Genomic DNA, 24,873 nt, shown 5'->3' with positions numbered 1-24,873 from the left:
TAATTTTTATTGGTAATTTCTTGCATTTTATCCGCTTATAAAGGATAATACGTTTTGGAATAGTTTTATTCAATATATTAATAATGGGAGGACTTATGGATAAAAATGAATTAAATGATGAAGTTGAAATCGACTTATCACAATTATTGAAATTACTGAAAAAGAATATTCGCTTGATTATTATCTTAGCCTTAGTCGGAATAATTATTGCAGCTTCTGCAACTACCTTTCTAATAAGTAAAAAATACCAGTCACAAGGAAGTGTATTATTAAAAGCTGATGTAGTTAATGGATCATTAGACTCAACTCAAGTTAATACAAATAAAATGATGGTAAATAACTATGTTAAATTATTACAAGGTAATAACATTCAAGATCAAGTTGCTAAAAACTTAAATATTACTTCTGCCGAAGTACGCAGTTCATTAAGTATTACAAATACTACTGATACACAAATTATTGAAATTTCTTCAACAACTGTTGATCCTGGACTTTCTAAAAGAATCGTTGATGAAACAATTAGTGTTTTTACAACTTTAATCCAAGAAAAGCTAGATGTGACAAATGTTACGATCGTTGATCAGCCTGAAGTAAATCCTAATCCGGTTTCACCAAGCATGGTTAAAAATGTTATTATTGGGGCAGTAGCCGGTATCGTTATTAGTTTGGGGTATTTATTACTTACATACCTATTAGATACTAAAATTAAAAACGGTGAACAAGCTGAACAATATCTAGGGGTCCCTCTATTGGGAATCGTCCCTTTCTTTGAGGAATAACCATGGCATTTATTGATATACATAGTCATTATGCTTGGAATGTTGATGATGGTATCGAAACTCGAGAAGATGCACAGGCAGCATTAAAAAAAGCTCAAATTCAAAATATTACTAAAATTGTAGCAACTCCTCATCTTACTCCAGGAACAACTACAGCAAAAGAGTTTGAACAAATTAAAGAACGGATTGAGGAATTAAAAAAGCTTGCCAAAGAATATCAAATTGAAATCTATCCAGGTTGTGAAGTTATGCTTAATGGAGACTATCTAGAACTATTAGATAATCATCAATATTTAACTATTAACAATGGACCGTATTTACTTGTTGAATTTAATGTTACTCAAAAATTACCCGAAGATTATGATGATCGTCTATATGAATATGGAATAAAGCAAAAAATTGTTATCGCTCATGTAGAACGTTATTTTCATCATAGTATTGATTTAAATCTAATTCAAGAGTGGATTGATCGTGGCTATATTATTCAAGTTAACAGCACTAGTTTATTAGGAATCCATGGTAGTATGATTCAAGAAAACGCATACCAGCTATTAGATAATGGTATGGTTCATGTAATCGCTAATGATGTTCATCGCCCTAATGGTAAACGTAGTGTTAATCTCCAAGAGACATATGAAGTTTTAGCAAAAAAATATCAAGCTGAGGATTTAACTAGACTCATGTATGATAACCCTCTAGCCATTATCAATGGACATGCGCCTGAATTAATAAAAGTTCGTAAAATATCTAAATTACCTTGGTTTAAAAGGAGAAAATAAATGTTTAAAAAGAATAAAAAACAGAGTGAAAAAGACACATATCTGATTACTTCGCCAGATAAAAAGCATGGGAAAATCGATTTTAAAGAAGTATACCGCCACATTAGAACAAACATCGAATATTCTACTGTTGGTAAAAATGTTAAAGCAATCAACGTGACATCTTCAATTCCTAGTGAATCAAAAAGTACTACATCATTAAACTTAGCGATGATATATGCAACGAAATATGCAAATGTCTTATTGATTGATGCTGATTTAAGAAAAGCTACCCAGCATCGTTATTTAAAACTATCGAACTCACGAGGATTAACTAACGCTTTGATCGAATATGGTGAAACTAAAAAAATTAGTTCAAAATGTTTCCAATTCATTGAAGATGAATCGTTTGTAGGAAAATTATCAGTTTTAACTTCTGGGGTCAAAGTACCAAACCCTAGTGAATTATTAAGTAGTCAAATCTTCGAAGACTTTATTAATGAATTAAAAGGATTATACGATTTTATTATCATTGATTGTCCTCCAATTATGTTAGTTAGTGATGCTATTCCGATTGGTAATGTGGTTGATGGAACAATCTTTGTTTGCTCATCACAACTAACTGGTCGTAAAGATGCTAAGGCTTCAATCGAAATCTTACAAAAGAATAATGTCAATATCCTTGGAACAGTATTAACTCAAGTAGAGCAAGATGGCTCTAGCAATGGATATTACTACTATTACTAACAATGAAAAATAAAAAAAACAGTATTTTTCTTATTGTTGTTCCAATTCTTTGTATTTTAATAGTAGCATTATTTGCCTATGATCGTTACCAAACCAACCAGTTAGCAAAAAAATTCAAGCAAGATAATCAAACTGTCGATACTTCTAAAAACAATAATCAAACATCGTTAGAAAACAAATTACCAACTATCTATTGCGTTGGTGATAGTACAACGATTGGAACTAGCAAAAATACCAGTTATCCCAAATATTTAGAAAATAGCATTAATACAACTATTACTACTTTTGGAGATGACTCTATTAACAGTCTTGCTTTAGCAATTAAATTTGGCGTTAGTGAAATCTATGTTAATAACTTTACGATTCCTGCAAAAAGTGAAGAAACTACAATTACCTTATTAGATAAAAATGGTCAGGCCGTAAATGCTATTTTAACAAGTAAGACCAATATTGATAAATGTACAATCAATAACATTGAAGGTTCCATCAATTATGATACAGCTAATAATCGTTTAGTTTTCAAACGTTCAAAAGCTGGTGAAAGTAGTAAAATCAATACTTTAACTAAAATAGAAGTAACAAAACCTGAAATTAATAAGGATAACATCTTAATATTATTTACTGGTTCTTATGAAGAAAGTGTTCAAGGAAGCTTAGCTGAATATCAAAAACAAATTATTAGTGCATTTAACACTGATAAATATATTGTTGTATCATTAACTCAAGATGATCGTGATGCTACAAATAATTTATTGAAGACAACACATGGTGATCATTATTTAGATTTTAAAAGTTATTTATTAACAAGCGGTTTAAAAGATGCAGGAATTACAGAAACTGCTCAAGATAAAACAAATCTAGCTAATAAAAATACTCCGTCTAGTCTTTTAGATGACAAGATAAATGGAAATAGCAAATATAATGAATTATTAGCAAAACAGCTTACTGATAAAATGACTAAATTAGGTTATCTAAAATAAATAAACTAGTTTAACACTTTAATTTTTAATAAAATTAAAGTGTTTTTTTATAGTTAACAGTAATTAACTTAAAAAAAATATAAAAGATATTATTATATCATAAATAAATTGTTTTTTATATATCAAATTTTTAATATTTTTTTGTATTTTTTATCATTGTCACAAAATTATCTCAAATTTAAATAACTAAATTTAACTAATTACTTGTTATTATGCCAAAAAAGATATATTATATATGTGTATATTTGTGTATCTTTCGCAAATATTCTAAAACTAAAAAGGAGGGGACAAGATGAAGAAACTTTTAAGTTCTTTAATGGTAGCTTGCTTAATGTTTGTTGCAACTATCTCAACTGTTGGTGCTGTTGGTTCTATCACTGCTGATGAACAAAAAATCATCGATGCTTTAGAAGCTGGTGTTACAGTTGATGGAGTTAAAGTTAATCTAAAAGCTGCTGATATTAATGCTGCTAAAAATTACTTAACTAACAATGATGTTACAGCTGCTCAAGTGACTACTATTTTGAACAACATTGAAGGAGCTAAATCTTATATGCAAACTAATCATATTAAAGATATCGCTTCTATCAAAGGTGCTCATGCCACTGCAATTTTAGGTTTCGCTCAAGCTGCAGCTGATGTACTTGGGTTAACTATTAAAGTTGGTGCTGATGGTACTGTCACTGTTTACAAAGGTAGCGAAGTTGTTTATTCAACTACAAACGTTATCAAAAAGACTGGTTATGATTTCACTCAAACTGCTGTAATGGCAGCTGGACTTGTAGCTGTATTATTCGGTGCAGGATATTACGCTAAGAGAAAACAACTTTTAGTTAAATAATCGTGCGATTAAAACATAAGCAAAAAAAGATAATGGCACTAGTATTAGTGCCATTATCTTTTACCATTATCTGCTACCTAGTATTATTTTTAATAATTAGTCCAATTATTGAACCAGTCATGTCTATTTACAGTCTTGTTGCTAGTGAACATGCACCAAATTTAAATGATAACAGCAACAAAGATCTATATAAAAATAAACTAGTTAGTTCTGCTACTATTAAAGCTTCAGAAGTAGTAATGCCTTCTTATGGTGACCTATTTGGTAAAATAACCATTGATTCTGTCAACAAGACAATTAACCTATACTATGGTGATGGTAATGATCAGCTTCGTAAAGGCGCTGGATTATTCAACGGTTCATTTTTACCAGGATTTAACCGTACTTCATTAATTGCCGGTCACTCATTGCCTTACTTTGAATGTTTAGGTGATGTCAATGTTGGAGATATTATTAAAATATCTACCCATTATGGTGATTTTGAATATAAAATAACAGATACTAAAATTGGTAAAGCTACTGATGAATCAAATTACGATCTTGCCCAAAGCGAGAAAGAACAATTGATCTTATATACATGTTATCCATTCGAATTGATTGGTTACAAAGCTGACCGTTTATTTGTTTATGCAGATAAAATAAGTGGTCCAACGATCTTGGAGGGACAATAACATGGCAAGAAAAAAATCAAGTAGTCGAACTACATTATCGTATATTTTATCATTATTAATTGCAATCTTTCTAAGTATCTTAGTAGTTCTAACAGTAACTCGTTTTACTGTTATGTCTCCAGGTTTCTTAATTTCTAAAATGGATGGAGCTGATTTTTATAAACAATCAGTTGTATCATTAAATGAAGAGATCCAGCAAGAAACACAGTCAACAGGATTTCCTATAGAAATGTTTGAAAACTATGTTGATGAAGATACTGCTAAAACAGCAATGGAAAAATACATTAATAATGCCTTTGATGGTGGTGAAACCACTATTAACACAACTGAATTTGAAACAAAACTTACCCAGGATATAGATAACTATTTAACAACTAATAATATTATTATTAATAGTGAATCACAAGAAGCAATTAGCGTACTGAAAAGTAACTTGATTGATTTATACAAAAGCTATTTATCATTCCCTTATCTAGCCCTTGTTATTGATGTTATAAATACATATGATGGAATCTTTTTAATTGCGGCAGCAGCTTTAGTTGTTTTAATCGGATTAGCAAGTTTCTTATTATATCGCCTATATAGTCATTATCAAGGTAGAAGACGCTATTTCTCATATGCCCTATCGGCTTCTGGTTTAATGTGTTTCGCTTTACCATTCTTTATCTATATTGGTAAATTTATTGATAAAATCAGTTTATCACCTGCATATTTCTATAATTTCTTTACAAGTACCTTAAACTCTTACATGTTGACATTTGTAATCGTTGGTTTAGTAATGATTGTTTTAGCAAATATTGTAGCGTATATAAAATTTGAACGAAAATAATGCGCTTGTAATTAATACAAGCGTTTTATTTTGCTTATAAAGAAAAAAGGCTCTAACTTAAATTATAGGCCTTTTAACTGTTATGTGTAATTATCAAATATTTGTTCAGCGGTCTTAATTAAAGCTTTTGAAAAAGCCAGCTCAAATACTTCATAATCAAATGAACTTCGTGTAATTCGATTAAACAGTCGATAAAAATCATCATGATTGCTGATAAAATAAGGAATTCCTGCATCAATACCCAAATACTCACAATACTTAAGATAATTATTGGTGTCAATGTTTCCACCTTTTTCAAATCGATAGACAGTACTCTTACTGATTTTCAACACTTTAACAATTTCTTTTTGGGGAATCTGCTTTGTTTTTCTAATTCTTTTTAACACTTTCCCTAATGTCAAGATAAACCTCTTTTACATTACCCCAATTTAAATTAAACCTAATCGCTGCAGACACTTAAAGATTCCATCATCATCAGGCTCTTCAAATGTATCATCCGCAATTGCTTTCAACTTATCAGGAGCTAAATACGATACTACTCCATAAGCTGCCTCGCTAATCATTTGAAAATCATTCATACTGTCACCAAAAGCAATCGTATCTTTCATATCTCCACCTAGATATGCAACTGCTCGTTTCATTGCATCACCTTTAGTACAATTTTTTAAAATAATTTCACCATTAATAAAATCGTCTGTTTCCTTAGAAAAAATAACGATATTAAAAAACTCACTTAAATACTTTACACAGTCATAAAATGCCAACTTATCTTCTGCAATAAAACATACTTTTGTTACTTTCGTTTGCAAAATGTTAAATTCACTGATTGGTAAACGTACTTCTTCATTTCTACGCTCTTCTAAAAAACGTGCTAATTCAAGATTTCCTTCAAGAATATTTGCTTGCTTCTTTTCAAAAAAATCTTGGACACCTGGTGTTTGATACAAAGCATCTTTAGTTTCTAAGCTAAATAAAATTTTAGCATTAGTAAATAAAAGCATTACTTCTGATAAAACATACTGGTTAATAAAATTCTCAAAGATGTATTTACCATCAATACTAACAAAACCACCGGCTGAAGAAATTATTCCGTCAAATCCAATATCCCGTATCGATTTCATTATCGACACCGGAGCACGTCCCGTACATAAAAATGTTTTATGACCATTTGCCCGTGCTTTCTTTATTCCTTCTTCAGTATTCTTAGTTACTCGTTTACTTGGACCAATTAAAGTTCCATCAATGTCAAAAAATAAATATTTACCCATCTTTATCCTCCGTTATGACTATATTATACAAGGATTTCATCAATTAGTATCGGTTTTTCAACAAAAAAATCAACAATTTTATAAGCTCCATATAATTCGTTAATTAATTCATCGCTTACTTCATTATTTGCATGGATATAAGCTAATACTTCTCCCACCTTACATTGATCTCCAACTTTTTTATTTAAGATAATCCCTACGCTATGGTCAATAACATCATCCTTAGTCTGACGACCACCGCCTAATTTCATTGAAACTATTCCTAATGTTTTAGCTTCAAGAGTTTGAATATACCCAGCTTGCTTAGCTTTAACCTCAATAATTAGTTTAGCTTTAGTAAACAACTCAGGATTACCAATATACTCATCATTTCCATGTTGATATTTAACCATTTCTTTAAATTTATCTAATGCTTGACCAGTATCAATTACTCGCTTAAGCATTTTTAAAGCGGACTCTTCATTTTTGCATTTTTTGGCCTGTACTAACATATGACTGCCAGCTTCAAGACAAAGATTTAAAAGATCCTCAGGACCACTTCCATTTAATGTATCAATCGCCTCAATTACCTCTAAAGAATTCCCGATTGCTTTTCCTAGCGGTTGATTCATGTTTGAAATAGCTGCTCGAGTATCTTTACCTAGATGTTGTCCAATTTCAATCATTGTTTGTGCCAAGCGCTTAGCTTCCTCTTTAGTTTGCATAAAAGCACCTTCCCCATATTTTACATCTAATAAAATAGTATCGCTGCCAGACGCTAATTTTTTTGACATGATCGATGAAGCAATCAAAGGGATACAATCAACAGTTGCAGTTACATCACGCAGTGCATACATTTTTTGATCAGCCGGTACTAGTGTAGCACTTTGTCCAATAATCGCGATACCGATTTCATTAACTTGTTTAATAAAATCATCTTTACTTATTTGAATTTGCAAACCCGGAATCGACTCTAATTTATCTAATGTTCCCCCTGTATGACCTAAACCACGCCCCGACATCTTAGCAACTTTAACCCCACAAGCTGCAACCATTGGTCCTAAAACTAAAGATGTTTTATCTCCAACACCACCTGTTGAATGTTTATCAACCTTTACACCTGCAATTTCACTTAGATCAATTATTTCCCCACTATGAAGCATTTCATCAGTTAAGATAGCCGTTTCATGTTTAGACAGCCCATTAAAACATATTGCCATTAAAAAAGCACTCATCTGATAATCTGGAATATTGCCATCATTATATCCTTTAATAATAAAATGGATTTGTTCTTTTGTTAACTCATGATTATTTTTCTTTAATTCAATTAAATCAACCATTCTCATACTTACACAACCTCCGTAGTTATATTGTACTACAAACAAAACAAAATATTAATCTAAACAATAATAAATAAAAGACTTAGAATTACTCTAAATCTTCTAAAACAACAGCTGTTCCCATTAAAACCGGTTTATTTGAATCACGCAAATCAAAGCAAACCCCCAATACAGCATTGGCACCTAATTTTTCAGCAGCTTTAGCTAAATTTTCTTGAGCTTTGACAATATATTCTTCCACTCCCATTGTTACTCGAAAAGCTCGTATAGCATCATCATAGCCGACTACTATGCCTAAGTCTTTAACTACTTTTTTATTAGGATAACTGCTTAAAGTTGAAATAATCATTTCTATTTCCTCCTTTGTATCTTCTCTAATTATATCTTTTAATTTATAAAAAAAGCAACCATTAGGCTGCTTATTCGAATTTACTATCAACTTCAAAAATATTATTTCCATTCAAATAATCTTTAACTAACATTCGCTTCTTTCCAGCTAGCTGTAATTCTGTAATTAAATATATTCCTTCACCAGTTTTAACCCCAATTGCATCTTTAAAGATCTTAACGATTGTTCCATTTTCTTGATGAGCGTGGTGCTTAAGGGCATTTTCACATACATGAATTTTACCGGCCCAGATCTTTACAACTTTACCTTGATAAGTGGTATAAGCACCTGGCCATGGATTCATTCCACGTACTTGATTATATACTCGAAGAGCACTCTTACTAAAATCTATTTTTTCTTGTTCATGACTAATTGTTGGTGAATATGTAACTAAACTTTCATCTTGGGCAATTGACTCATTTGTACCAGCAAGTACGCTCGGTAAGGTTTCTAGTAACAACTCTGCTCCAGCAATACTCAAACGCTCATATAATTCTCCCGTTGTTTCCTCTGCTCCAATTGGCACTTCGACTTGAGAAATAATATTTCCAGCATCCATTTTTTTGACCATATACATGATCGTTACCCCTGTAACTTCTTCACCCTCCATGATTGCATAATGTACTGGCGCGCCACCACGATATTTAGGTAATAATGAAGCATGAACATTGATACAACCTATTTTAGGAGCATTTAAAACTGCTTCTGGAACAATTTGTCCATAAGCTGCAGTAATAATTAAATCCGGCTCTAAGGCTATGATTTCCTGATATTCTTCCTTAATTTTTAAAGGCTGATAAACTGGTATCCCAGAAGCCAAAGCAACTTCTTTAACTTCAGGCATTGTTAACACCTTTTTACGACCAACAAAACGATCGGGCTGAGTTACTACAGCAACAACATTATAATTATTTTCCAACAATTTTTCTAAAACCTGTTTAGAAAAACTTGCTGTTCCCATAAATATTATTTTTGCATCTTTCATAATATACACCATCACTTTCTTACTATAAAAGTGTACTAATAATATTGGAAATAATCAATACTAATGTTTCAATAACTTTAATACAAACTTCACTAATCTGTTTAACTACTAATGATAATGTATTTTCTTCATTATCATTAGTAGTTCCATAATCGGTAGTAATTGGTTTTTGTTCTTTAACATCCTCTTCAAACTGAGTAATATTCTTGTCAAATACAGCTTTTTGGATTCCGTAGTCTCCAAATAAACCATTAATCATAAATAACAATAATCCAACTAAACAAAGATCAATTAAAAAATTTTTCATCCTAAATATTCTCCAATCGCTTTAGCAATAATTTCTACTGTCGCTTGAACTTCTTCTTTAGTATTACTTTGAGCGCCAACCTCTATTAGAACCATATTGTCACTAATTCCTTGATTATAGTGAGATTTTTTCACATAAACACCACGGCTGATTTTTGGAACTGTTGCATTAGCTAAATCTGACAGTTTTTGTGAAAGCTGATTAACCGCATCAAATTTACCACTGCTTTTACCTACAACAAACATGATTTTAGCATATGATTTTCCATCATGGCTAATGGTTGACAGCTCTTTAGAAATCGAATCGCGATGAAAATCAATAATTAAGTCATAACCACCACTAAGCTTTAAACTCTCTTCAAGATACATTTTAGATACCGTATATGATTTATTATAAGCTATTTTATGAACCGCTTTATAGCCTTCAAAATCATTTCCTTCAACATCGCACTGGTATCCTTTATTATTTAAACAATCTTTTAAATAATTAGCTCCTTCTACGACATTAAAACCATCATATTCTTCACCCTGGTGAGTATTATAAATATGAATCTTTTTATCTTTCGTGGGAACAAAACTAGTGTTGGTTGGATTGGTTGCCACTGGAGTAGTTGGATTATTTTGTTCATTATTAATTGCATTAATAACTTGGGCATTTGATCCGCTTACTTTAGTTGGAAGATAAACAATTAAACCTACAATAACCGCCAATTTCAATAAAATTAAAAACGTATTTTTAAGTCTCATCTGCATCACCTACTATACTATACAATACAATAGTATGCATGAATTGTAGGATTTAGTACCTTAACGCATTAATACTTTTACTTATTATTTTTGACATAATTTCACACTGTTCATCAATTTGCTTATCACTTAATACAAAATTACAATCAATCGGATTCAATATTTCATTAAATAACAGCTCTAATTCACTATCATCCAATTTTCCTAATTGTCCTAACATCATTTCTTTTTGCTGTTCATTTAAGCTCCCATGATAACGTTCACGCTTTCCTACTTTTAATTTACTTATTGGATTTAAACTATCACCAAAGTAATCTAGCGTATAATTTAAGACATCACTTACTAAACTGCTTGCATAAATAACAGTTGGTATACCAATTGCAATTACCTTAGCACCCACAGTCTCCTCGTTGATTGCCTGACGATAATTACCTATCCCACTACCAGGATTTATCCCTACATCGTTAATTTGGATTACATGAGCTAATTTATGATAATTTTTAGCACAGAGGGCATCTACAACGATTACAAGATCAATATCCTCTTTATCCACTAACGCTTTTACAATCGCTCCAGTTTCCATCCCTGTTTGCACCATCACCCCAGGAGCAATACCTAAAATATCATAATAGTGATTAATTAATTTGTCTTCATCATCAAGAAAATGAGTAATCCGCACATCCCTTAAAGTTCGTGGGCCAATCGCATCATTAGTTAAATATTGATTACCTAACCCTACCATCAAAATCTTAGGATAATCAATCTTATCAATTAATGGCTTTAAATTATTTACAACTTCCTTAATAATAGCAGTTTGTTCCAAATAGTCTTTAAAACTTATTTCGATATAAGTTCCAATCCCCTGATTAATACTTTGATGAGCCTGAAGGATCGAAACTTTTTCAACCTTAACACCATCATTAACATACTCTTCCTTTTGATAATGCTTACCAACTTCTAGTTGCTCTAGCGATTCGGTTGCTAAATCACTACGTATATTACTAAAATTCATCCTATCACCTATTATAAATATCACCAATTATGGAAATTTAATACATATTTGTCCAATAATATCGTATCAATTCAAAAAAAAGTTGCATTTATTGGATTATTTTTATATAATGTAAAAGCAAGAAATGAAGCGAGGTGAAAGATCATGGCAAATATGAAACAACAAATTAAACGGTATAAAAATGATAACCAAAAAAGAGCAAAAAATACTTCATATAAATCAGCATTAAAAACTGCAATCAAAAAAGTATTAGCTGAAGTTGAAGCTGGAAATAAAGATGAAGCAGTAAAAGCTTATAACGAAGTAGCTTCTAAATTAGATGCTTCTGTAGTTAAAGGAATTCATCATAGAAACTATGCTAGCAGACAAAAATCTAGATTAGCTAAATTAGTAAACTCTATCTAATGATAGGGTTTTTATTTTAAAGGAGAAAATTGTATGGAGAGAAAAGATATTGATATTAAAGATACATGGGACTTAAGTACTATCTATAATAGCCATGAAGCTTTCTATCAGGATTTAGAAAAAACTAAATCTTTAATTAATGATCTAATTACTTTCAAAGGTAAAATTTGTAATAGTATTGATAGCTTTTATAATTTTTTAACAACAAAAGATACGGTTGAACGATTAATGAATAAATTATATTGCTATGCTCATTTAAATTGTGATGTCGAACCAAAAAATCAGGAATATCAAACTATGATGGCCACTATAATGGGAGTTTTAGAAGCTTCGTCAGTACAAATATCATTTGTCGATAATGAAATCATTGAGGCTAAAGATAAAGTACTGGAATATTTAAAAGATCCAAAATTAGAAAAATATACTTACAAGATTAATTCATTATTATCATATGAAGCACATATTCTGCCCAAAGAACAAGAAGAATTATTAGCTAAAGTGGAAAGTATTGCTGATACTTCTAGTCAAGTATTCAATGCTCTTCGTCTTGAATATGAAGATGTTGAAGAAGATGGAAAGTTGAAAACATTAAATAATGCTACTTTAAACCAATTCCTAAAGAATAAAGATGAAAAAGTACGTAAACAAGCATATACTAATTTCTTTAAAGAGTATCAGCGCTATGAAAATGTCTTTGCTCAAACATTGGCCGGGGTAATGAAAAAGGATGCTTTTTATGCCGATGTACGTAAATTCAATAGTGCTCTTGAAGCTAGCGTTTTTGATGATGATGTTCCTAGTGAATTATTTTTTAAAGTTTTAGAAAGTGCAAACGTCAAATATCGACACTTATTTCATCGCTATAACCGACTAAAAAAAGAGCTTCTAAAGAAAGATGTTATTTATAATTATGATTTAAATATTCCACTAGTATCTTCAATCAACAAAAAGTATACGATTGATCAGTGTTTTGAAATTATTAATGAATGTCTTAGACCATTTGGTCAAGATTATTTGGACATTATTAATAAAGCTCGAAATGAACGCTGGATTGATTATTATCCTACACCAGGTAAACGAATTGGTGCTTATTCTAGTGGCAGTTATGACACTAATCCTTTTATCTTAATGAATTTTATTGGTGACTATAATTCTCTTTCTACTATGATCCATGAACTTGGTCATAGTGTTCATAGTTATTTATCTAATCATCATCAAGATGCAGTTAACGCTAATTATCGTATTTTTGTTGCTGAAGTTGCTTCAACTGTTAATGAAACGTTACTGATTAATTATATGATCAAAAATGCTAAAAATGATCAAGAAAAAGCATACTTTATTTATGAACAATTAGAAAACTGTGTTGGTTTGATTTTTAGACAGCCAATGTTTGCTGATTTTGAATATAAATTGCACACGATGGCAGAAAATAATGAACCATTATCATCAAAAGTTATTACTGATCTATATGCACGACTTAACCAAGAATATTATGGAAAAGATGTAACTATGGATGAACTAGTTGGCTGGTCATGTTATTATGTACCACATTTCTATTATGATTATTATGTATATAAATATACGTTAGGTATGACCGTTGCCTTAGCCATAGTTAATCGTATTTTAAAAGGTAATCAGCAGCAAGTAACTGACTACTTAAATTTCTTGAAATCTGGAGGCAGCAAAGCACCTGTTGAGCTTTTAAAACAAGCGGGTGTTGATCCTTTAGATGATCAAATTTATGAAGATGCATTTAAATATTTTGAAGAACTATTAAATCAATTTGAAACAATTAAAAAAAATGCTTAGAGAATCAATTATGATTCTTTAAGCATTTTTACTTTTTTGCTTCTTTCTTTTTCGGAAGCACCAAACTTAATAACAAAGATACAACAAATACACCTGCAACAGCATTACCATTAAATATATCTCCCACTACTGGTGGAAAAGCTGCAAAAAAATTACCCGAAGTTTGAGTTAATCCTACCCCAATACAAAAAGCTAATGAAACAATGATCATTGTGCGCTCATCAAACTCATTTTCTTTAAGCATTTTGATTCCTTCATACATGATTGAACCAAACATCATCACTGTACATCCACCTAAAACTGCTTGTGGTAAGGAATTAAAGAATGCTCCTAACGGTGGAAATAGGGATGCTAAAATTAAAATCAATGCCCCTACTAAAATGGTAAAACGATTAATAACTTTTGTCATCGTAACTAATCCCACATTTTGGCTGAAAGATGTTAAAGGAATACAACCAAAACACCCTGAAATTGCGCTAGAAAGGCCATCAACAGCAAGTGAACCTTGTAGTTCCTCCATCTTAATATCACGTTCTAAAGCACCGGTACACACTGCTGTAGTCGCTCCTGTTGTTTCTGCAGCAGATACCAAAAATACGATTGCAATAGTGAAGAATGCTCCTAAATCAAAAACTGGTGTATGACTCGTAAAAAAAACTAACTTGGGAATACTAAAAAAACCTACTTCTTGTATTGTTTTTGTTATTCCTGAAAAATCCACCATCGGAGCAATATTTGCGACCGTAAAAATAACAGATAGTAAATATCCAAAAATAAGTCCCACTAAAATATTTAAATTTTTATAAACACCTTTCAGTAAATAACGTGATACTAAACAGACAACTAAAGTGAATGTACCAACTAATAAATGATACCATGACCCAAAATCAGCGGCACCATTTCCACCGCCCCATGAATCCATTCCAACTGATAAAAGTGAAAGTCCAATTGCAATTACTACACAAGCTGATACAACTGGAGTTAAAAAACGTTTCCAGTATTTTGCACTCAATCCGACAATTCCCTCAAAGATCCCACCTAAGATGACCGCTCCGATCATCCCTTCATATCCTAAGTCTGGGTTCGTACAAATTACTAATAAACTTCCTAAAAAAGTGAAACTAACACCCATAACAACAGGTAATTTCGAACCAATCTTCCAAACTGGATAAAGTTGCATGCAGGTTCCAATCCCAGCTACAAACATTGCACATTGCAGCAATTGCGTGATCTCAGCTGAAGTTAAATGTTCTCCTGTTCCTCTTACAAGTGCTGCACCACATACAATCAATACAGGTGCTAAATTCGAAACAAACATCGCTAAAACATGCTGCAACCCAAAAGGAATTGCTTTTTTTAAAGGAACTCTTCCATTTAGCTTGTAAATATTTTCTGTACTTACAGATGTAACCTTTTCTTCTTTACTATTTTCCATCATAATGACCCCTATTTTCTTTTATCTTCTTGAAGTTATAACTGCTATCTATCCAAACAATAATAACTATAAAAAACGATAGAATTTTACCATAAAAATAGACAAATATCTACTCCTTAGTAAGCCTTTTCTTTAATAAAGCCATATAATAGAACATTTATTTTTATTAATAAGGAAGGATATGTTATAATTCTAACGAGGTGAAATTCATGAAGAGAAATGAAACAAGAACTATCAAAGTGGGAAACCTTACTATTGGTGGTAATAACGAAGTAATTATCCAGTCAATGACAAATACTAAAACTAAAAACATTGAAGCAACTGTGAAACAAATAAATGCTCTAGCTGCAACTGGCTGTCAATTAGTGCGACTTGCAGTTTTAAATAATGATGACGCTCTAGCTATTAAAGAAATAAAAAAACATGTTAGTATTCCGCTAGTCGCTGATATTCATTTTGATTATCGTTTAGCATTACAGGCAATTGAATCAGGAATTGATAAAATTAGAATCAACCCTGGTAATATCGGTTCTCCAGAAAAGGTTGAAATGGTTGTAAATGCCTGTAAGAAACATCACGTTCCAATTCGAATCGGAGTCAATAGTGGTTCTTTAGAAAAAGATATTTTAGCTAAATATGGCAAACCTACTGCTGAGGGAATGATTGAAAGTGCGAAAAAGCATGTTGAAATATTAGAAAGCCTAGGTTTCTATGATATCTGTATTTCTTTAAAATCATCAAACACCTTACTTACGATTGCTGCATATCGACTAGCAAGTGAAACTTTTGATTACCCTTTACATATTGGTGTTACAGAAGCCGGTACAAAGCTTGGTGGAACAATTAAATCTAGTTTAGGGATTGGCACGATTCTATATCAAGGAATTGGTAATACAATTCGAGTTTCTTTAAGCGATAGTCCCTTAGAAGAAATCAAAGTAGCAAAAATACTTTTGAAAGAATTAGAGCTAATTGATAATGTCCCAACTCTTGTTTCTTGTCCAACCTGTGGAAGAATTCAGTATGATCTGATTCCCGTAGCCCAAGAAATTGAAGATTTTTTAAATACCATCAACGCTAATATTACCGTAGCTATTATGGGTTGTGCTGTAAATGGTCCCGGTGAAGCTAAACATGCTGATATCGGAATCGCTGGTGGTTTTAAAGAAGGTCTTCTGATCAAAAAAGGTGAGATCATTCGCAAGGTAAAACAAGAAGATATGGTTGAAGAATTAAAAAAAGAAATTTTATTAATGATTAAGTAGTACATTTTAGTACTACTTTTTTACTTTATGCATATAATTGAAAAAAAGGAGGAAACATGATGAGTAACACTAGTTACAATGAATTATTTAATTTAGATTTTAAGATGTTTAAGAAGCTTGTATATGAGCAGGATATTGATATTGACGAAGAGCAATTATTACTAATTTATAATTTAATTCAAAATAATCGCTATGCACTGATCGATAGCCATTATAATGAAGTTCTCTACAATTATATAAGTGAAAAGACAAGTATCTCTACTTGCCTTAAAATTAAAAGTTTTTTATCCAATTGTCCCCATTACTTTAATCTAGGATTAAAAGTTTGAGTTCTAAACATCTCAATTTCTTCCTTATATGGAGCAATTTTTTCAATATATGGTGTTTCTAAAATCTTAGGAACACTTTTTAATTTATCATGATGAACGATCATATTCAATGTATCAAATCCAATATGACCATATCCAATATTTTCATGACGATCTTTACTTGCTCCACACTCATTTTTAGAATCATTTACATGAACAACCAATAACCGTTCCAAACCAATTTTTTGATCAAATTCTGTTAAAATATCATCAAACTTAGTTAAATCAAATCCAGCATCATGAAGATGACAAGTATCCATGCAGACCCCTAAACATTCATTATTATCAACATTTTCAATAATATATTGCAATTCATCGAAAGTTCGACCACATTCACTTCCTTTACCAGCCATTGTCTCTAAAGCAATTTTAACATTACCACAATCTTTTGTTGCCTCATTCAATCCTTCAACGATTCTTTCCAAACCAATCTGACTCCCAGCTCCTACATGGGCACCTGGATGTAAAACTAATCGTGTTGCTCCTATCGCTTTACAACGTTCTATTTCTTGCTTTAAAAAGCTGACTGCTAATTCAAAAGTCTCAGGTTTTGTTGTATTAGCTAGATTGATAATATACGGTGCATGCACAACAACATTATCAATTTCAATTCCATTTTCTTTCATTAATTCTTTTGCTTCTTCAATGCGTAATTGATCAATAGGCTTACGGGCAGTATTTTGGGGAGCTCCAGTGTAAAACATGAAAGTATTAGCCCCGTATGATAATGCCTCTTTGACTGAACCTAATAACATCTCTTTTCCTGACATTGAAACATGACTACCAATAATCATTAATTCTCTTCTCCATTCCTCTTAGCCGCTTGAGCTGCACGAGCTCTTTCTTTCTTTTGTCGGCGAATATCATTTTGAATCATTGCTCGTTTTTGTTTACGAACAACTTGCTCAACTTCTCTTTTACGTTTCTTTTTATAACCAGGTTTTACCTTTTTTGGTTTACGAATAATACTTTGAACTTTCTTTTCTAATTCGGTTTGTTGTTTAGGACGTTTATTTCTTTTTAAACGATCACCCAAATCAACAAATTGACCATTTTTAATCGTCATATTTTTAAAAAGAATTCCTTTACGTTCAAGAACTTTTAAATTTGCTTCATCGGTTGTATCATACATGCTGTAACATATTCCAGTATAATTTCCACGGCCGCAACGACCACTACGATGAATATAAAAATCCGGTTCTTTAGGAAATTCCATATTAATAACATGCGATACTCCATCAATATCAATTCCACGAGCCGCAATATCCGTTGCAACAATAAATTGATATTCATTGTTTTGAATTCGCCGCATCATTTGCTTACGTTCACGAGGTTCTAGATCACCATGAATCTCTCCCACTTTAAATCCGTCTTCTCGTAATTTTTTAGTCGTACTGGCAACATCACTACGAGTATTAGCAAAAATAATACATACATAAGGATCAATCGACTCAATAATCTTTTTTAATACCTCATAACGGTTTTTATGCTTAGTTGCAATTAGAATATGTTCCACATTTTCAGTAGTTACTTTATCATCATCAATCTCTACTAATACTGGTGATTTCATATATTTTTTTAAAAACGGTCTTAACATCTGCGGAATCGTTGCAGAAAAGACCATCATCCTTAAATCATCACGCATCTTCCCGGCTACAGCATCAATATCTTCCAAATATCCAAATTCAAGCGTCATATCAGCTTCATCAACAATAAAAGTTGAAGCAGTTGTAATTTTTAAAGCTTGTTCATCTAAAGATAAATCTTTAATTCTTCCCGGTGTCCCAATAACAACATGTGGTTGAACTGCTAGTTTATTAACGGTCTTTTGACGATCATTTCCTCCAACGATCAAAGATACTTTGATCTCACTATTATATTTAGTAAATAATTTAGCATTGTTATAGATTTGGGTTGCTAATTCCCGTGTCGGGGCTGTAATTACAGCTTGAACACTATTATTCTTAGGATCGATGCGATCCATTACCGGTAACAAAAAGGCATGAGTTTTTCCTGTACCTGTTTGTGAAATACCAATAATATCACTATTTTTATACACTAAAGGAATTACTTGTTCTTGAATTGAAGTTGGTTTTTGAAAACCTAATTCTTCAATTGTTTGTAAACAAAATTCCTGCATTTTAAATTTTGTAAATGTACTCATTTTGTACTCCTTTCTTTGATAAATTCAACTAATTTTAACATAACCAAAATAAAAAGCAAATAAAATAAACCTATTCTTTAAATAGATTTAGTATGTTCTATTCTAAGTCCTCAAAGTTAGTTTTAAAGACCTAAATCCCACTTAAAAACAAATAAAATAGTTAAACAACAATAGTTTACCCAAACAATTTTTATCTAGCTATTGCCCTTTGCAAAAATAACCTCTAACTCCAAGCAAAATAACAAGTATTCAATATCACAATTATTAATTATTTGCATACATTATTAATAAAGGAGGGATAAAAATGAACCCATTCTATGATGAAAATTTTTACTACAATAATTTCAATCCCCAAATGAATCCCATGAATCAAGGGTTTCCTGTTAATAGAAAACTAAAAACCCGCGCCAATTTACAAAAAACATTACATTATGCCTCTAAAACTGTTTATACCATTAATCAAGTAATTCCTCTAGTCTATCAAATCCGCCCTATTATCAACAATACTAAAAATGCTTTTAGAGTCATTCAAGCAGTTAATCATATTAACGATATTGACTTTGATGAGGTTGAACAAAATATTACTCCTATCGATCAAGAGAAAAAAGAAACAAAAGAAGAATCAGATGACGTAAAGTTTGAAAATATGGTACAATAACCACGAGGTGATTTAATGAAAGTATATCCAATTACACCCAGAGGATATTGTAAAGGGGTTGTTCGTGCAATCGAATTAGCTAAAAAACAAGCCCATCAAGATGATGTTTATATTCTAGGCATGATTGTCCATAACCAATATATTGTTGATGCTTTAAATAATTTAGGTGTCAAAACGATTGATAAAAAAGGTGCTTCGCGTGAAGAATTATTAGATCAGGTTTCCCAGGGAACGGTTATCATTACTGCTCATGGAGCTAGTCATAATGTTATAAAAAAGGCTCATTCAAAAAATATTCAAGTAATCAATGCTACTTGCCCCGATGTTATTAAGACTCATGACTTAATTAAAAATTATTTAAATCAAGGGATTGAAATTCTTTATATTGGCAAAGCTGGTCATCCGGAATCAGAGGGAGCATTATCAATTGATCCTGCTCATATCCATCTGATTGAAAATAAAACCGATTTTGAAAATCTTGATCCTAATTTAAACTATGTCATTACAAATCAAACGACAATGTCTTTATATGATGTTTATGATTTATGTGAATATGCTAAAACAAAACTAAATAATTTAATTGTTGCTAAAGAAACATGTCAAGCAACAACTGTACGTCAAGAAGCTATTGCAAAAATTAATGATGAAGTTGATGTCATTTTTATCGTTGGTGATCCTCATTCGAACAATACTAAAAAATTAGCTAGTATCGCACATGAAAAAGCTAATAAGGACACTTATATGATTGAAAGTGTTAATGATATTGATATATCTATGTTAAAGGAAAAACATGCTGCAGCTGTTAGCTCAGGGGCATCTACACCAACATACTTGACAAATCAAGTAATTGAATATTTACGTCAATTTGATTATCAAAATGTTTCTACTCATCCTAAACCTAAAATTGATTTAGCTAAAATTATTTAAAAAGCTTAATTTTCTCTCGAAAATTAAGCTTTTATTCATCTGGCAGCCAATTAACTCTTCGATAATAAATTAACAATCCAATTGCACAAATTGCCCAAGTAACAGGCCATCCTGCAAAAACAAAAGCTAGATTATGCGTTAATGGAACGGTAATCATTAAATAGATTTGTCTTAAAATAACAAAACTTCCTACCATAAAATACATTGGTACTTTAGAAAGCCCTGCTCCACGCAATGTACCGTTAAGAATTTGAACAATCGGTAAAATAATATAGCATGGTGCAAAAACATTGATCATTGTCACCCCTGCAGCAATTACGGCTTTATCATTAGTGAAGATTCCAACTAACTCACTACCAAATAATCCCATTGTAATCGAACCAGCTAAGATTACAATTGAACACATTAACCAGGCTGCTTTTACTCCTTGACGGACACGTTGATATTGTTTTGCCCCCATATTTTGACCCACAAAAGTTGTGATTGCCATATTAAAACTTTGCAACGGTAATTGCAAAAATCCATCAATTCTGATCGTTGATGAATATCCAGCCATTGCTGCAGTTCCAAAACTGTTAATATACGATTGTACTATAACATTTGAAAAAGATGTTAAACTTTGCTGAAATGCTGCAGGAAAGCCTACTTGTACGATTTTTCTAACAATATGTTTGTCAAATGAAATCTCATTAATTTGCACTCGATAATCTTCTTTTGTGTGAATCAACTGGTACATTACCATTACCGCACTAATTGCCTGAGCAATTACTGTTGCGATTCCAACTCCAGCGATTCCCCAATTAAAACTACAAACAAATAAAAAATCTAAAGCGATGTTAACAACACTGGCAACGATCAAATAAATTAAAGGTCGTTTTGAATCACCGATTGCTCTTAAAATTCCTGAACCCATATTATAAACAAGGCCAAAAGAAATACCACAAAAATAAATCATCAAATACATCGATGAATGAGGTAAAACTTCTTGTGGTACTCCAATAGCCTTTAAAAGCGGTTGGGTACACAATAGCCCTACAACCGTAAAAACAACACATAAAACTCCTGTAAGAGCCAGTGATGAATGGACAGCACGCTGCATTTTTTCAATCCGTCGCGCCCCAAAATATTGGGAAATTACAACTCCAGCCCCCGTTGCCAGTCCCATAAAAAAGCCTACAAGCATATTAATTACTGGGGTAGAAGCTCCTACAGCAGCTAATGCATTACTGTTAACATAGTTGCCAACTACATAAGAATCGACTGTGTTGTATAATTGCTGAAATAAATTACCAATCAATAATGGAATTGAAAACCATAAAATTGATTTATAAATACTCCCCTTAATTAAATCCGTACTTTGATCTGCCATAAATCTCCCTCGCTTTAACATGAAAATGATACACCTTATTAACCAGCATTACAAGAATTGCTTAAACAATTCTTGTTCAAAATATGAAAATCAATTATATCTAAATATCACGATGTTATAATTTATACATGGAGAAATTATATGGAAAAAAAGATTATATTTTTTGATGTTGATGGCACACTCGTAAGTGATACCGGCGGGATTGAACATGTACCTGAATCTGCCAAAAGAGCAATTGCTTTAACTAGAGCTAAAGGAAATTTAGTATACTTATGTACTGGGCGCAGCAAGGCTGAAATCTATGATTTCATTCTTGAATGTGGAATTGACGGAGTAATTGGAGCTGGCGGTGGCTATATTGAAATAGGAAATCAAATGCTCTATCATAAAAAAGTGACAAATAAAGCAGTTAATCATATGGTTGACTATTTTGATACTAATAATTTTGATTACTATGTTGAAAGTAATGGCGGTTTATTTGCAAGCAAAAATCTAGTTAAAAGACTTGAAAGAATTATATATGGTGATTATGAAAATGATCCTCAGGCCAAAGCTCGCTATGAAAAAAAGACAGCCATTTTATTAACGCTCTAATTGAAGGTCAAGAGATGCGTCGTGATGACATTAATAAAGCCTGCTTTTTAGAAAATCCGAATATTCCATTTAATAATATTATTAAAGAATTTGATCGAGAATTCAATGTAATCCATTGTACTGTTCCTGCTTTTGGTGATAACAGTGGCGAATTATCAGTCCCAAACATCCACAAAGCTAATGCTATTGAAACATTAATCAACTACCTAGGAATTGAACGTAAAAATACTTATGCATTTGGTGATGGAATGAATGACAAAGAAATGCTTGAATATGTTAATATTGGAATCGCCGTCGGCAATGCTAAAGAAGGTTTAAAAGCAGTTGCTGATGAAATAACTGACAATATAGATAATAACGGTATTTACAATTCTATGAAAAAGCATAATTTGATTTAAACATATAATTGAAATATAATATTATTAATTAAGACTGTATTGCCGTAAAGGAATCGAATCATTGGGTTCCTTTCTTTTTTTATAGTTGATTGATTTTTAGAACATAAAACTATTTTTATTAAATAAAATAAGAGTAAAATTTGAACATATTGTACAAATTTCTAATTCATATAATCGATATCATCACTTAAGTGCCTAACTAGGTTCCCTAAGACCATATCCTAATAAAATTATCCTCAATATCAATATTTTAAACAGTTATTTTAATACAACTAAAAACACACATCCCATTATATGCTTACATCAATAGCTCCAATTATGTTGTAGCATAAAAGTCAAAAACCAAGATACCTACTTTATGTAAATATCTTGGCTATAATTACTTACATTCAACTTTATGACATGCATCAAAATACTTTTTAATAATATGAATAATAATCCTGACTATTCGCTTCTTTTACAGTAATCCCAAGATTACTCAATAAACTAGCAAGTCGCTTTTCCATAATTACTTCAAGATGATGAGGAACATCGATTAAGACAATATCATGATCCAATGCATATTTAGCATGACGATGTTTACTATCACCCGTTATATATGCATCCACTCGACCAGCTAGCTGTTCAAGATCATCGGCCCCACTACCACCACAAATAGCAATTGTTTTAATCTCTACTTCTTTACCAGCAAGACGTACTGGTACATTAAAAGTATCTTTAACTTTCTTAACTAACTCGCTAGTCATACAAGGCTGATTTAAAAGTGCCATTTTCCCCACTTGAAATTCATCATAACAGCTAACATCATGAACACCTAAAGCATTAATAAGCCAATCATTCATCGAAATACCATCTTTGCCTCGATCAAGACAAGTATGTAGGCTATAAACAAGAATATTGTTTTTTATTGCCATTTCAATAAACTTTCCATGATGATTATGGAAATCAAGATTCATTATTTCTTCTAGCAAAAATGGATGGTGTGTAACTAACATTTGACAATTTTGATCAATTGCCTTTTGAAGACTTTCTATATCAGCATTTAATGCAACCATTATACTTGTTACTTGTTGATTACAGTCACCTACTTGAATTCCACATTTATCCCACGACATTTGTAAGTTAAGTGGAAAGATTGATTCCAAATAATTAATTATTTTAACGGCATTCATGGAGCACCTCTTCAATCATTTTCATTTTATCAGCAATTTCATGATAACGCGGATGATCATGTGGTAATGTATTTTGAATCTTTTCATAAACTTGATACTGTTTTTGCCATTTTTCTTTAAACAATGGAGTTTGATTGTTGATTAAAATTGGTCCAAACTCTTCATCCTTACGATTATATGTAATTGCTTTATTCTGTCTCGCTGTAACTACCATCACCTCATATATATGCCCAGCATCCTTAACCATCTGTTCATCAATGATGATCCAATCATTAGCAAATAAATATTTACGTAAATGATCATTATTGGCATTAGCTTGTAAAAACATCAGTTTAACATTTCTTAAATACTCACGATGCTCTTCAAGAATCTCACTAATTAAATAAGATCCCATTCCAGCAATACTGATCATATCCACTTCACGATCAAGAATTGGGTTCAGCCCGTTTCCCAATAGTGCAAAAACTTTATCTTCTAATCCATATTGTTTGATTGTCTCTTTTGCGGAATCTAATGGTCCCTGTGCTACATCACAAGCGTAAGCACAAGTTATAATCTTATTTTTAACTAAGTAGCATGGCAAATAGCCATGATCACTTCCAATATCTGCTAAAACACTTCCTTGTTTATATTTACTAATTACATCAGCAATTAGCTGTAATCTTTTTGATAGTTTCAT

At 31.6% G+C, this 24,873-nt stretch carries 29 protein-coding genes; 15 read left to right on the top strand and 14 right to left on the bottom strand.

Annotation, left to right across the window (positions count from 1 at the left end; genetic code table 11):
• The first annotated feature begins 95 nt into the window (after nt 1-95).
• The 7 genes from KSU54_RS03635 to KSU54_RS03605 all read left to right on the top strand — a co-directional run bounded on the left by KSU54_RS03635 (nt 96) and on the right by KSU54_RS03605 (nt 5,605).
• Nucleotides 96-779: a YveK family protein gene (locus tag KSU54_RS03635; protein WP_008791393.1), complete on the top strand. Its 684-nt coding sequence runs from the start codon at nt 96-98 to the stop codon at nt 777-779.
• A gap of 2 nt (nt 780-781) precedes the next feature.
• Nucleotides 782-1,558 (top strand): tyrosine-protein phosphatase, encoded by a 777-nt coding sequence (locus KSU54_RS03630; RefSeq protein WP_003536455.1) that lies wholly within the window; start codon nt 782-784, stop codon nt 1,556-1,558.
• Complete coding sequence (locus KSU54_RS03625; RefSeq protein WP_003536454.1) at nt 1,559-2,284, top strand: CpsD/CapB family tyrosine-protein kinase; 726 nt, start codon at nt 1,559-1,561, stop codon at nt 2,282-2,284.
• A 2-nt stretch (nt 2,285-2,286) separates the two neighbouring features.
• Nucleotides 2,287-3,264 (top strand): hypothetical protein, encoded by a 978-nt coding sequence (locus KSU54_RS03620; protein WP_003536453.1) that lies wholly within the window; start codon nt 2,287-2,289, stop codon nt 3,262-3,264.
• Between the two features lie 292 nt (nt 3,265-3,556).
• A complete protein-coding gene (locus KSU54_RS03615; RefSeq protein WP_003536450.1) occupies nt 3,557-4,105 on the top strand; it encodes an LPXTG cell wall anchor domain-containing protein in 549 nt (182 codons plus the stop codon).
• A 32-nt stretch (nt 4,106-4,137) separates the two neighbouring features.
• A complete protein-coding gene (locus KSU54_RS03610) occupies nt 4,138-4,776 on the top strand; it encodes a class D sortase (protein ID WP_008791392.1) in 639 nt (212 codons plus the stop codon).
• A 1-nt stretch (nt 4,777) separates the two neighbouring features.
• Nucleotides 4,778-5,605 carry a hypothetical protein gene (locus KSU54_RS03605; RefSeq protein ID WP_003536435.1) on the top strand — a complete coding sequence of 276 codons (828 nt, stop codon included), beginning with the start codon at nt 4,778-4,780 and terminating at the stop codon, nt 5,603-5,605.
• A gap of 80 nt (nt 5,606-5,685) precedes the next feature.
• On the opposite strand, the gene KSU54_RS03600 is transcribed toward KSU54_RS03605, so the two are convergent.
• From KSU54_RS03600 to gpr, 8 genes are all read right to left on the bottom strand, one after another.
• Entirely contained in the window at nt 5,686-6,006 is a 321-nt protein-coding gene (locus KSU54_RS03600) for a helix-turn-helix domain-containing protein (protein WP_008791390.1), read from the bottom strand.
• A 27-nt stretch (nt 6,007-6,033) separates the two neighbouring features.
• Entirely contained in the window at nt 6,034-6,873 is an 840-nt protein-coding gene (locus KSU54_RS03595) for a Cof-type HAD-IIB family hydrolase (RefSeq protein WP_003536433.1), read from the bottom strand.
• Nucleotides 6,874-6,896: 23 nt separating this feature from the next.
• Nucleotides 6,897-8,198 carry a pyrimidine-nucleoside phosphorylase gene (locus KSU54_RS03590; RefSeq protein WP_003536432.1) on the bottom strand — a complete coding sequence of 434 codons (1,302 nt, stop codon included), beginning with the start codon at nt 8,196-8,198 and terminating at the stop codon, nt 6,897-6,899.
• A gap of 82 nt (nt 8,199-8,280) precedes the next feature.
• A complete protein-coding gene (locus tag KSU54_RS03585; protein WP_009300032.1) occupies nt 8,281-8,541 on the bottom strand; it encodes a heavy metal-binding domain-containing protein in 261 nt (86 codons plus the stop codon).
• 70 nt (nt 8,542-8,611) lie between these two features.
• The gene (fmt, locus tag KSU54_RS03580; protein WP_003536430.1) at nt 8,612-9,565 is read right to left on the bottom strand and encodes a methionyl-tRNA formyltransferase; all 954 of its coding nucleotides are present in this window, start codon (nt 9,563-9,565) and stop codon (nt 8,612-8,614) included.
• A 22-nt stretch (nt 9,566-9,587) separates the two neighbouring features.
• Nucleotides 9,588-9,872, bottom strand: a complete 285-nt coding sequence (locus KSU54_RS03575) for a hypothetical protein (RefSeq protein ID WP_003536429.1) — start codon at nt 9,870-9,872, stop codon at nt 9,588-9,590.
• Nucleotides 9,869-10,618 (bottom strand): stage II sporulation protein P, encoded by a 750-nt coding sequence (gene spoIIP / locus KSU54_RS03570; protein WP_008791386.1) that lies wholly within the window; start codon nt 10,616-10,618, stop codon nt 9,869-9,871. The genes KSU54_RS03575 and spoIIP overlap by 4 nt, the downstream gene beginning before the upstream one ends.
• Nucleotides 10,619-10,670: 52 nt before the next feature.
• Nucleotides 10,671-11,630 carry a GPR endopeptidase gene (gene gpr / locus KSU54_RS03565; protein ID WP_009300030.1) on the bottom strand — a complete coding sequence of 320 codons (960 nt, stop codon included), beginning with the start codon at nt 11,628-11,630 and terminating at the stop codon, nt 10,671-10,673.
• 144 nt (nt 11,631-11,774) lie between these two features.
• On the opposite strand from gpr, the gene rpsT reads away from it, so the two are divergent.
• Complete coding sequence (gene rpsT, locus KSU54_RS03560) at nt 11,775-12,035, top strand: 30S ribosomal protein S20 (RefSeq protein WP_003536425.1); 261 nt, start codon at nt 11,775-11,777, stop codon at nt 12,033-12,035.
• A 33-nt stretch (nt 12,036-12,068) separates the two neighbouring features.
• Nucleotides 12,069-13,844, top strand: a complete 1,776-nt coding sequence (pepF, locus tag KSU54_RS03555) for an oligoendopeptidase F (RefSeq protein WP_003536423.1) — start codon at nt 12,069-12,071, stop codon at nt 13,842-13,844.
• 28 nt (nt 13,845-13,872) lie between these two features.
• Here the strand turns inward: pepF and KSU54_RS03550 are convergent, their stop codons facing one another.
• Complete coding sequence (locus tag KSU54_RS03550) at nt 13,873-15,279, bottom strand: uracil-xanthine permease family protein (RefSeq protein WP_009300029.1); 1,407 nt, start codon at nt 15,277-15,279, stop codon at nt 13,873-13,875.
• 209 nt (nt 15,280-15,488) lie between these two features.
• On the opposite strand from KSU54_RS03550, the gene ispG reads away from it, so the two are divergent.
• Entirely contained in the window at nt 15,489-16,544 is a 1,056-nt protein-coding gene (gene ispG, locus KSU54_RS03545; protein ID WP_003536420.1) for a flavodoxin-dependent (E)-4-hydroxy-3-methylbut-2-enyl-diphosphate synthase, read from the top strand.
• Between the two features lie 59 nt (nt 16,545-16,603).
• Nucleotides 16,604-16,873, top strand: coding sequence for a hypothetical protein (locus KSU54_RS03540; protein ID WP_008791383.1), 270 nt, complete (start codon nt 16,604-16,606; stop codon nt 16,871-16,873).
• Here the strand turns inward: KSU54_RS03540 and KSU54_RS03535 are convergent.
• Together KSU54_RS03535 and KSU54_RS03530 are read right to left on the bottom strand one after the other, a co-directional pair.
• On the bottom strand, nt 16,846-17,706 hold the full coding sequence (locus KSU54_RS03535; protein ID WP_003536418.1) for a deoxyribonuclease IV: 861 nt from the start codon (nt 17,704-17,706) through the stop codon (nt 16,846-16,848). The genes KSU54_RS03540 and KSU54_RS03535 overlap by 28 nt on opposite strands.
• The gene (locus KSU54_RS03530; RefSeq protein ID WP_003536417.1) at nt 17,706-19,076 is read right to left on the bottom strand and encodes a DEAD/DEAH box helicase; all 1,371 of its coding nucleotides are present in this window, start codon (nt 19,074-19,076) and stop codon (nt 17,706-17,708) included. Before KSU54_RS03530 ends, KSU54_RS03535 begins: the two co-directional genes overlap by 1 nt.
• Nucleotides 19,077-19,380: 304 nt before the next feature.
• Here KSU54_RS03530 and KSU54_RS03525 point away from each other — a divergent pair, with 304 nt between their 5' ends.
• Both KSU54_RS03525 and KSU54_RS03520 read left to right on the top strand, forming a co-directional pair.
• On the top strand, nt 19,381-19,734 hold the full coding sequence (locus tag KSU54_RS03525; protein WP_003536416.1) for a hypothetical protein: 354 nt from the start codon (nt 19,381-19,383) through the stop codon (nt 19,732-19,734).
• 15 nt (nt 19,735-19,749) lie between these two features.
• Nucleotides 19,750-20,661, top strand: a complete 912-nt coding sequence (locus KSU54_RS03520; protein WP_003536415.1) for a 4-hydroxy-3-methylbut-2-enyl diphosphate reductase — start codon at nt 19,750-19,752, stop codon at nt 20,659-20,661.
• A gap of 31 nt (nt 20,662-20,692) precedes the next feature.
• Here the strand turns inward: KSU54_RS03520 and KSU54_RS03515 are convergent, their stop codons facing one another.
• Nucleotides 20,693-22,030, bottom strand: a complete 1,338-nt coding sequence (locus KSU54_RS03515) for an MATE family efflux transporter (RefSeq protein WP_009009202.1) — start codon at nt 22,028-22,030, stop codon at nt 20,693-20,695.
• Between the two features lie 141 nt (nt 22,031-22,171).
• Between KSU54_RS03515 and KSU54_RS19395 the strand changes: the two genes are divergently transcribed.
• Both KSU54_RS19395 and KSU54_RS19390 read left to right on the top strand, forming a co-directional pair.
• The gene (locus KSU54_RS19395) at nt 22,172-22,624 is read left to right on the top strand and encodes an HAD hydrolase family protein (protein ID WP_003536413.1); all 453 of its coding nucleotides are present in this window, start codon (nt 22,172-22,174) and stop codon (nt 22,622-22,624) included.
• Between the two features lie 14 nt (nt 22,625-22,638).
• Nucleotides 22,639-23,022 carry an HAD hydrolase family protein gene (locus tag KSU54_RS19390; protein ID WP_003536412.1) on the top strand — a complete coding sequence of 128 codons (384 nt, stop codon included), beginning with the start codon at nt 22,639-22,641 and terminating at the stop codon, nt 23,020-23,022.
• Nucleotides 23,023-23,441: 419 nt separating this feature from the next.
• On the opposite strand, the gene KSU54_RS03505 is transcribed toward KSU54_RS19390, so the two are convergent.
• Nucleotides 23,442-24,194 (bottom strand): Nif3-like dinuclear metal center hexameric protein, encoded by a 753-nt coding sequence (locus KSU54_RS03505; protein WP_003536411.1) that lies wholly within the window; start codon nt 24,192-24,194, stop codon nt 23,442-23,444.
• Nucleotides 24,181-24,873, bottom strand: coding sequence for a tRNA (adenine(22)-N(1))-methyltransferase (locus KSU54_RS03500; RefSeq protein ID WP_003536410.1), 693 nt, complete (start codon nt 24,871-24,873; stop codon nt 24,181-24,183). Before KSU54_RS03500 ends, KSU54_RS03505 begins: the two co-directional genes overlap by 14 nt.

It is taken from the genome of Erysipelatoclostridium sp. MSK.23.31, assembly GCF_019125875.1.
GTDB classification, from domain to species: Bacteria; Bacillota_I; Bacilli_A; order Erysipelotrichales; family Coprobacillaceae; genus Thomasclavelia; species Thomasclavelia ramosa.
This window is presented reverse-complemented; position numbering and strand designations above follow the sequence as displayed.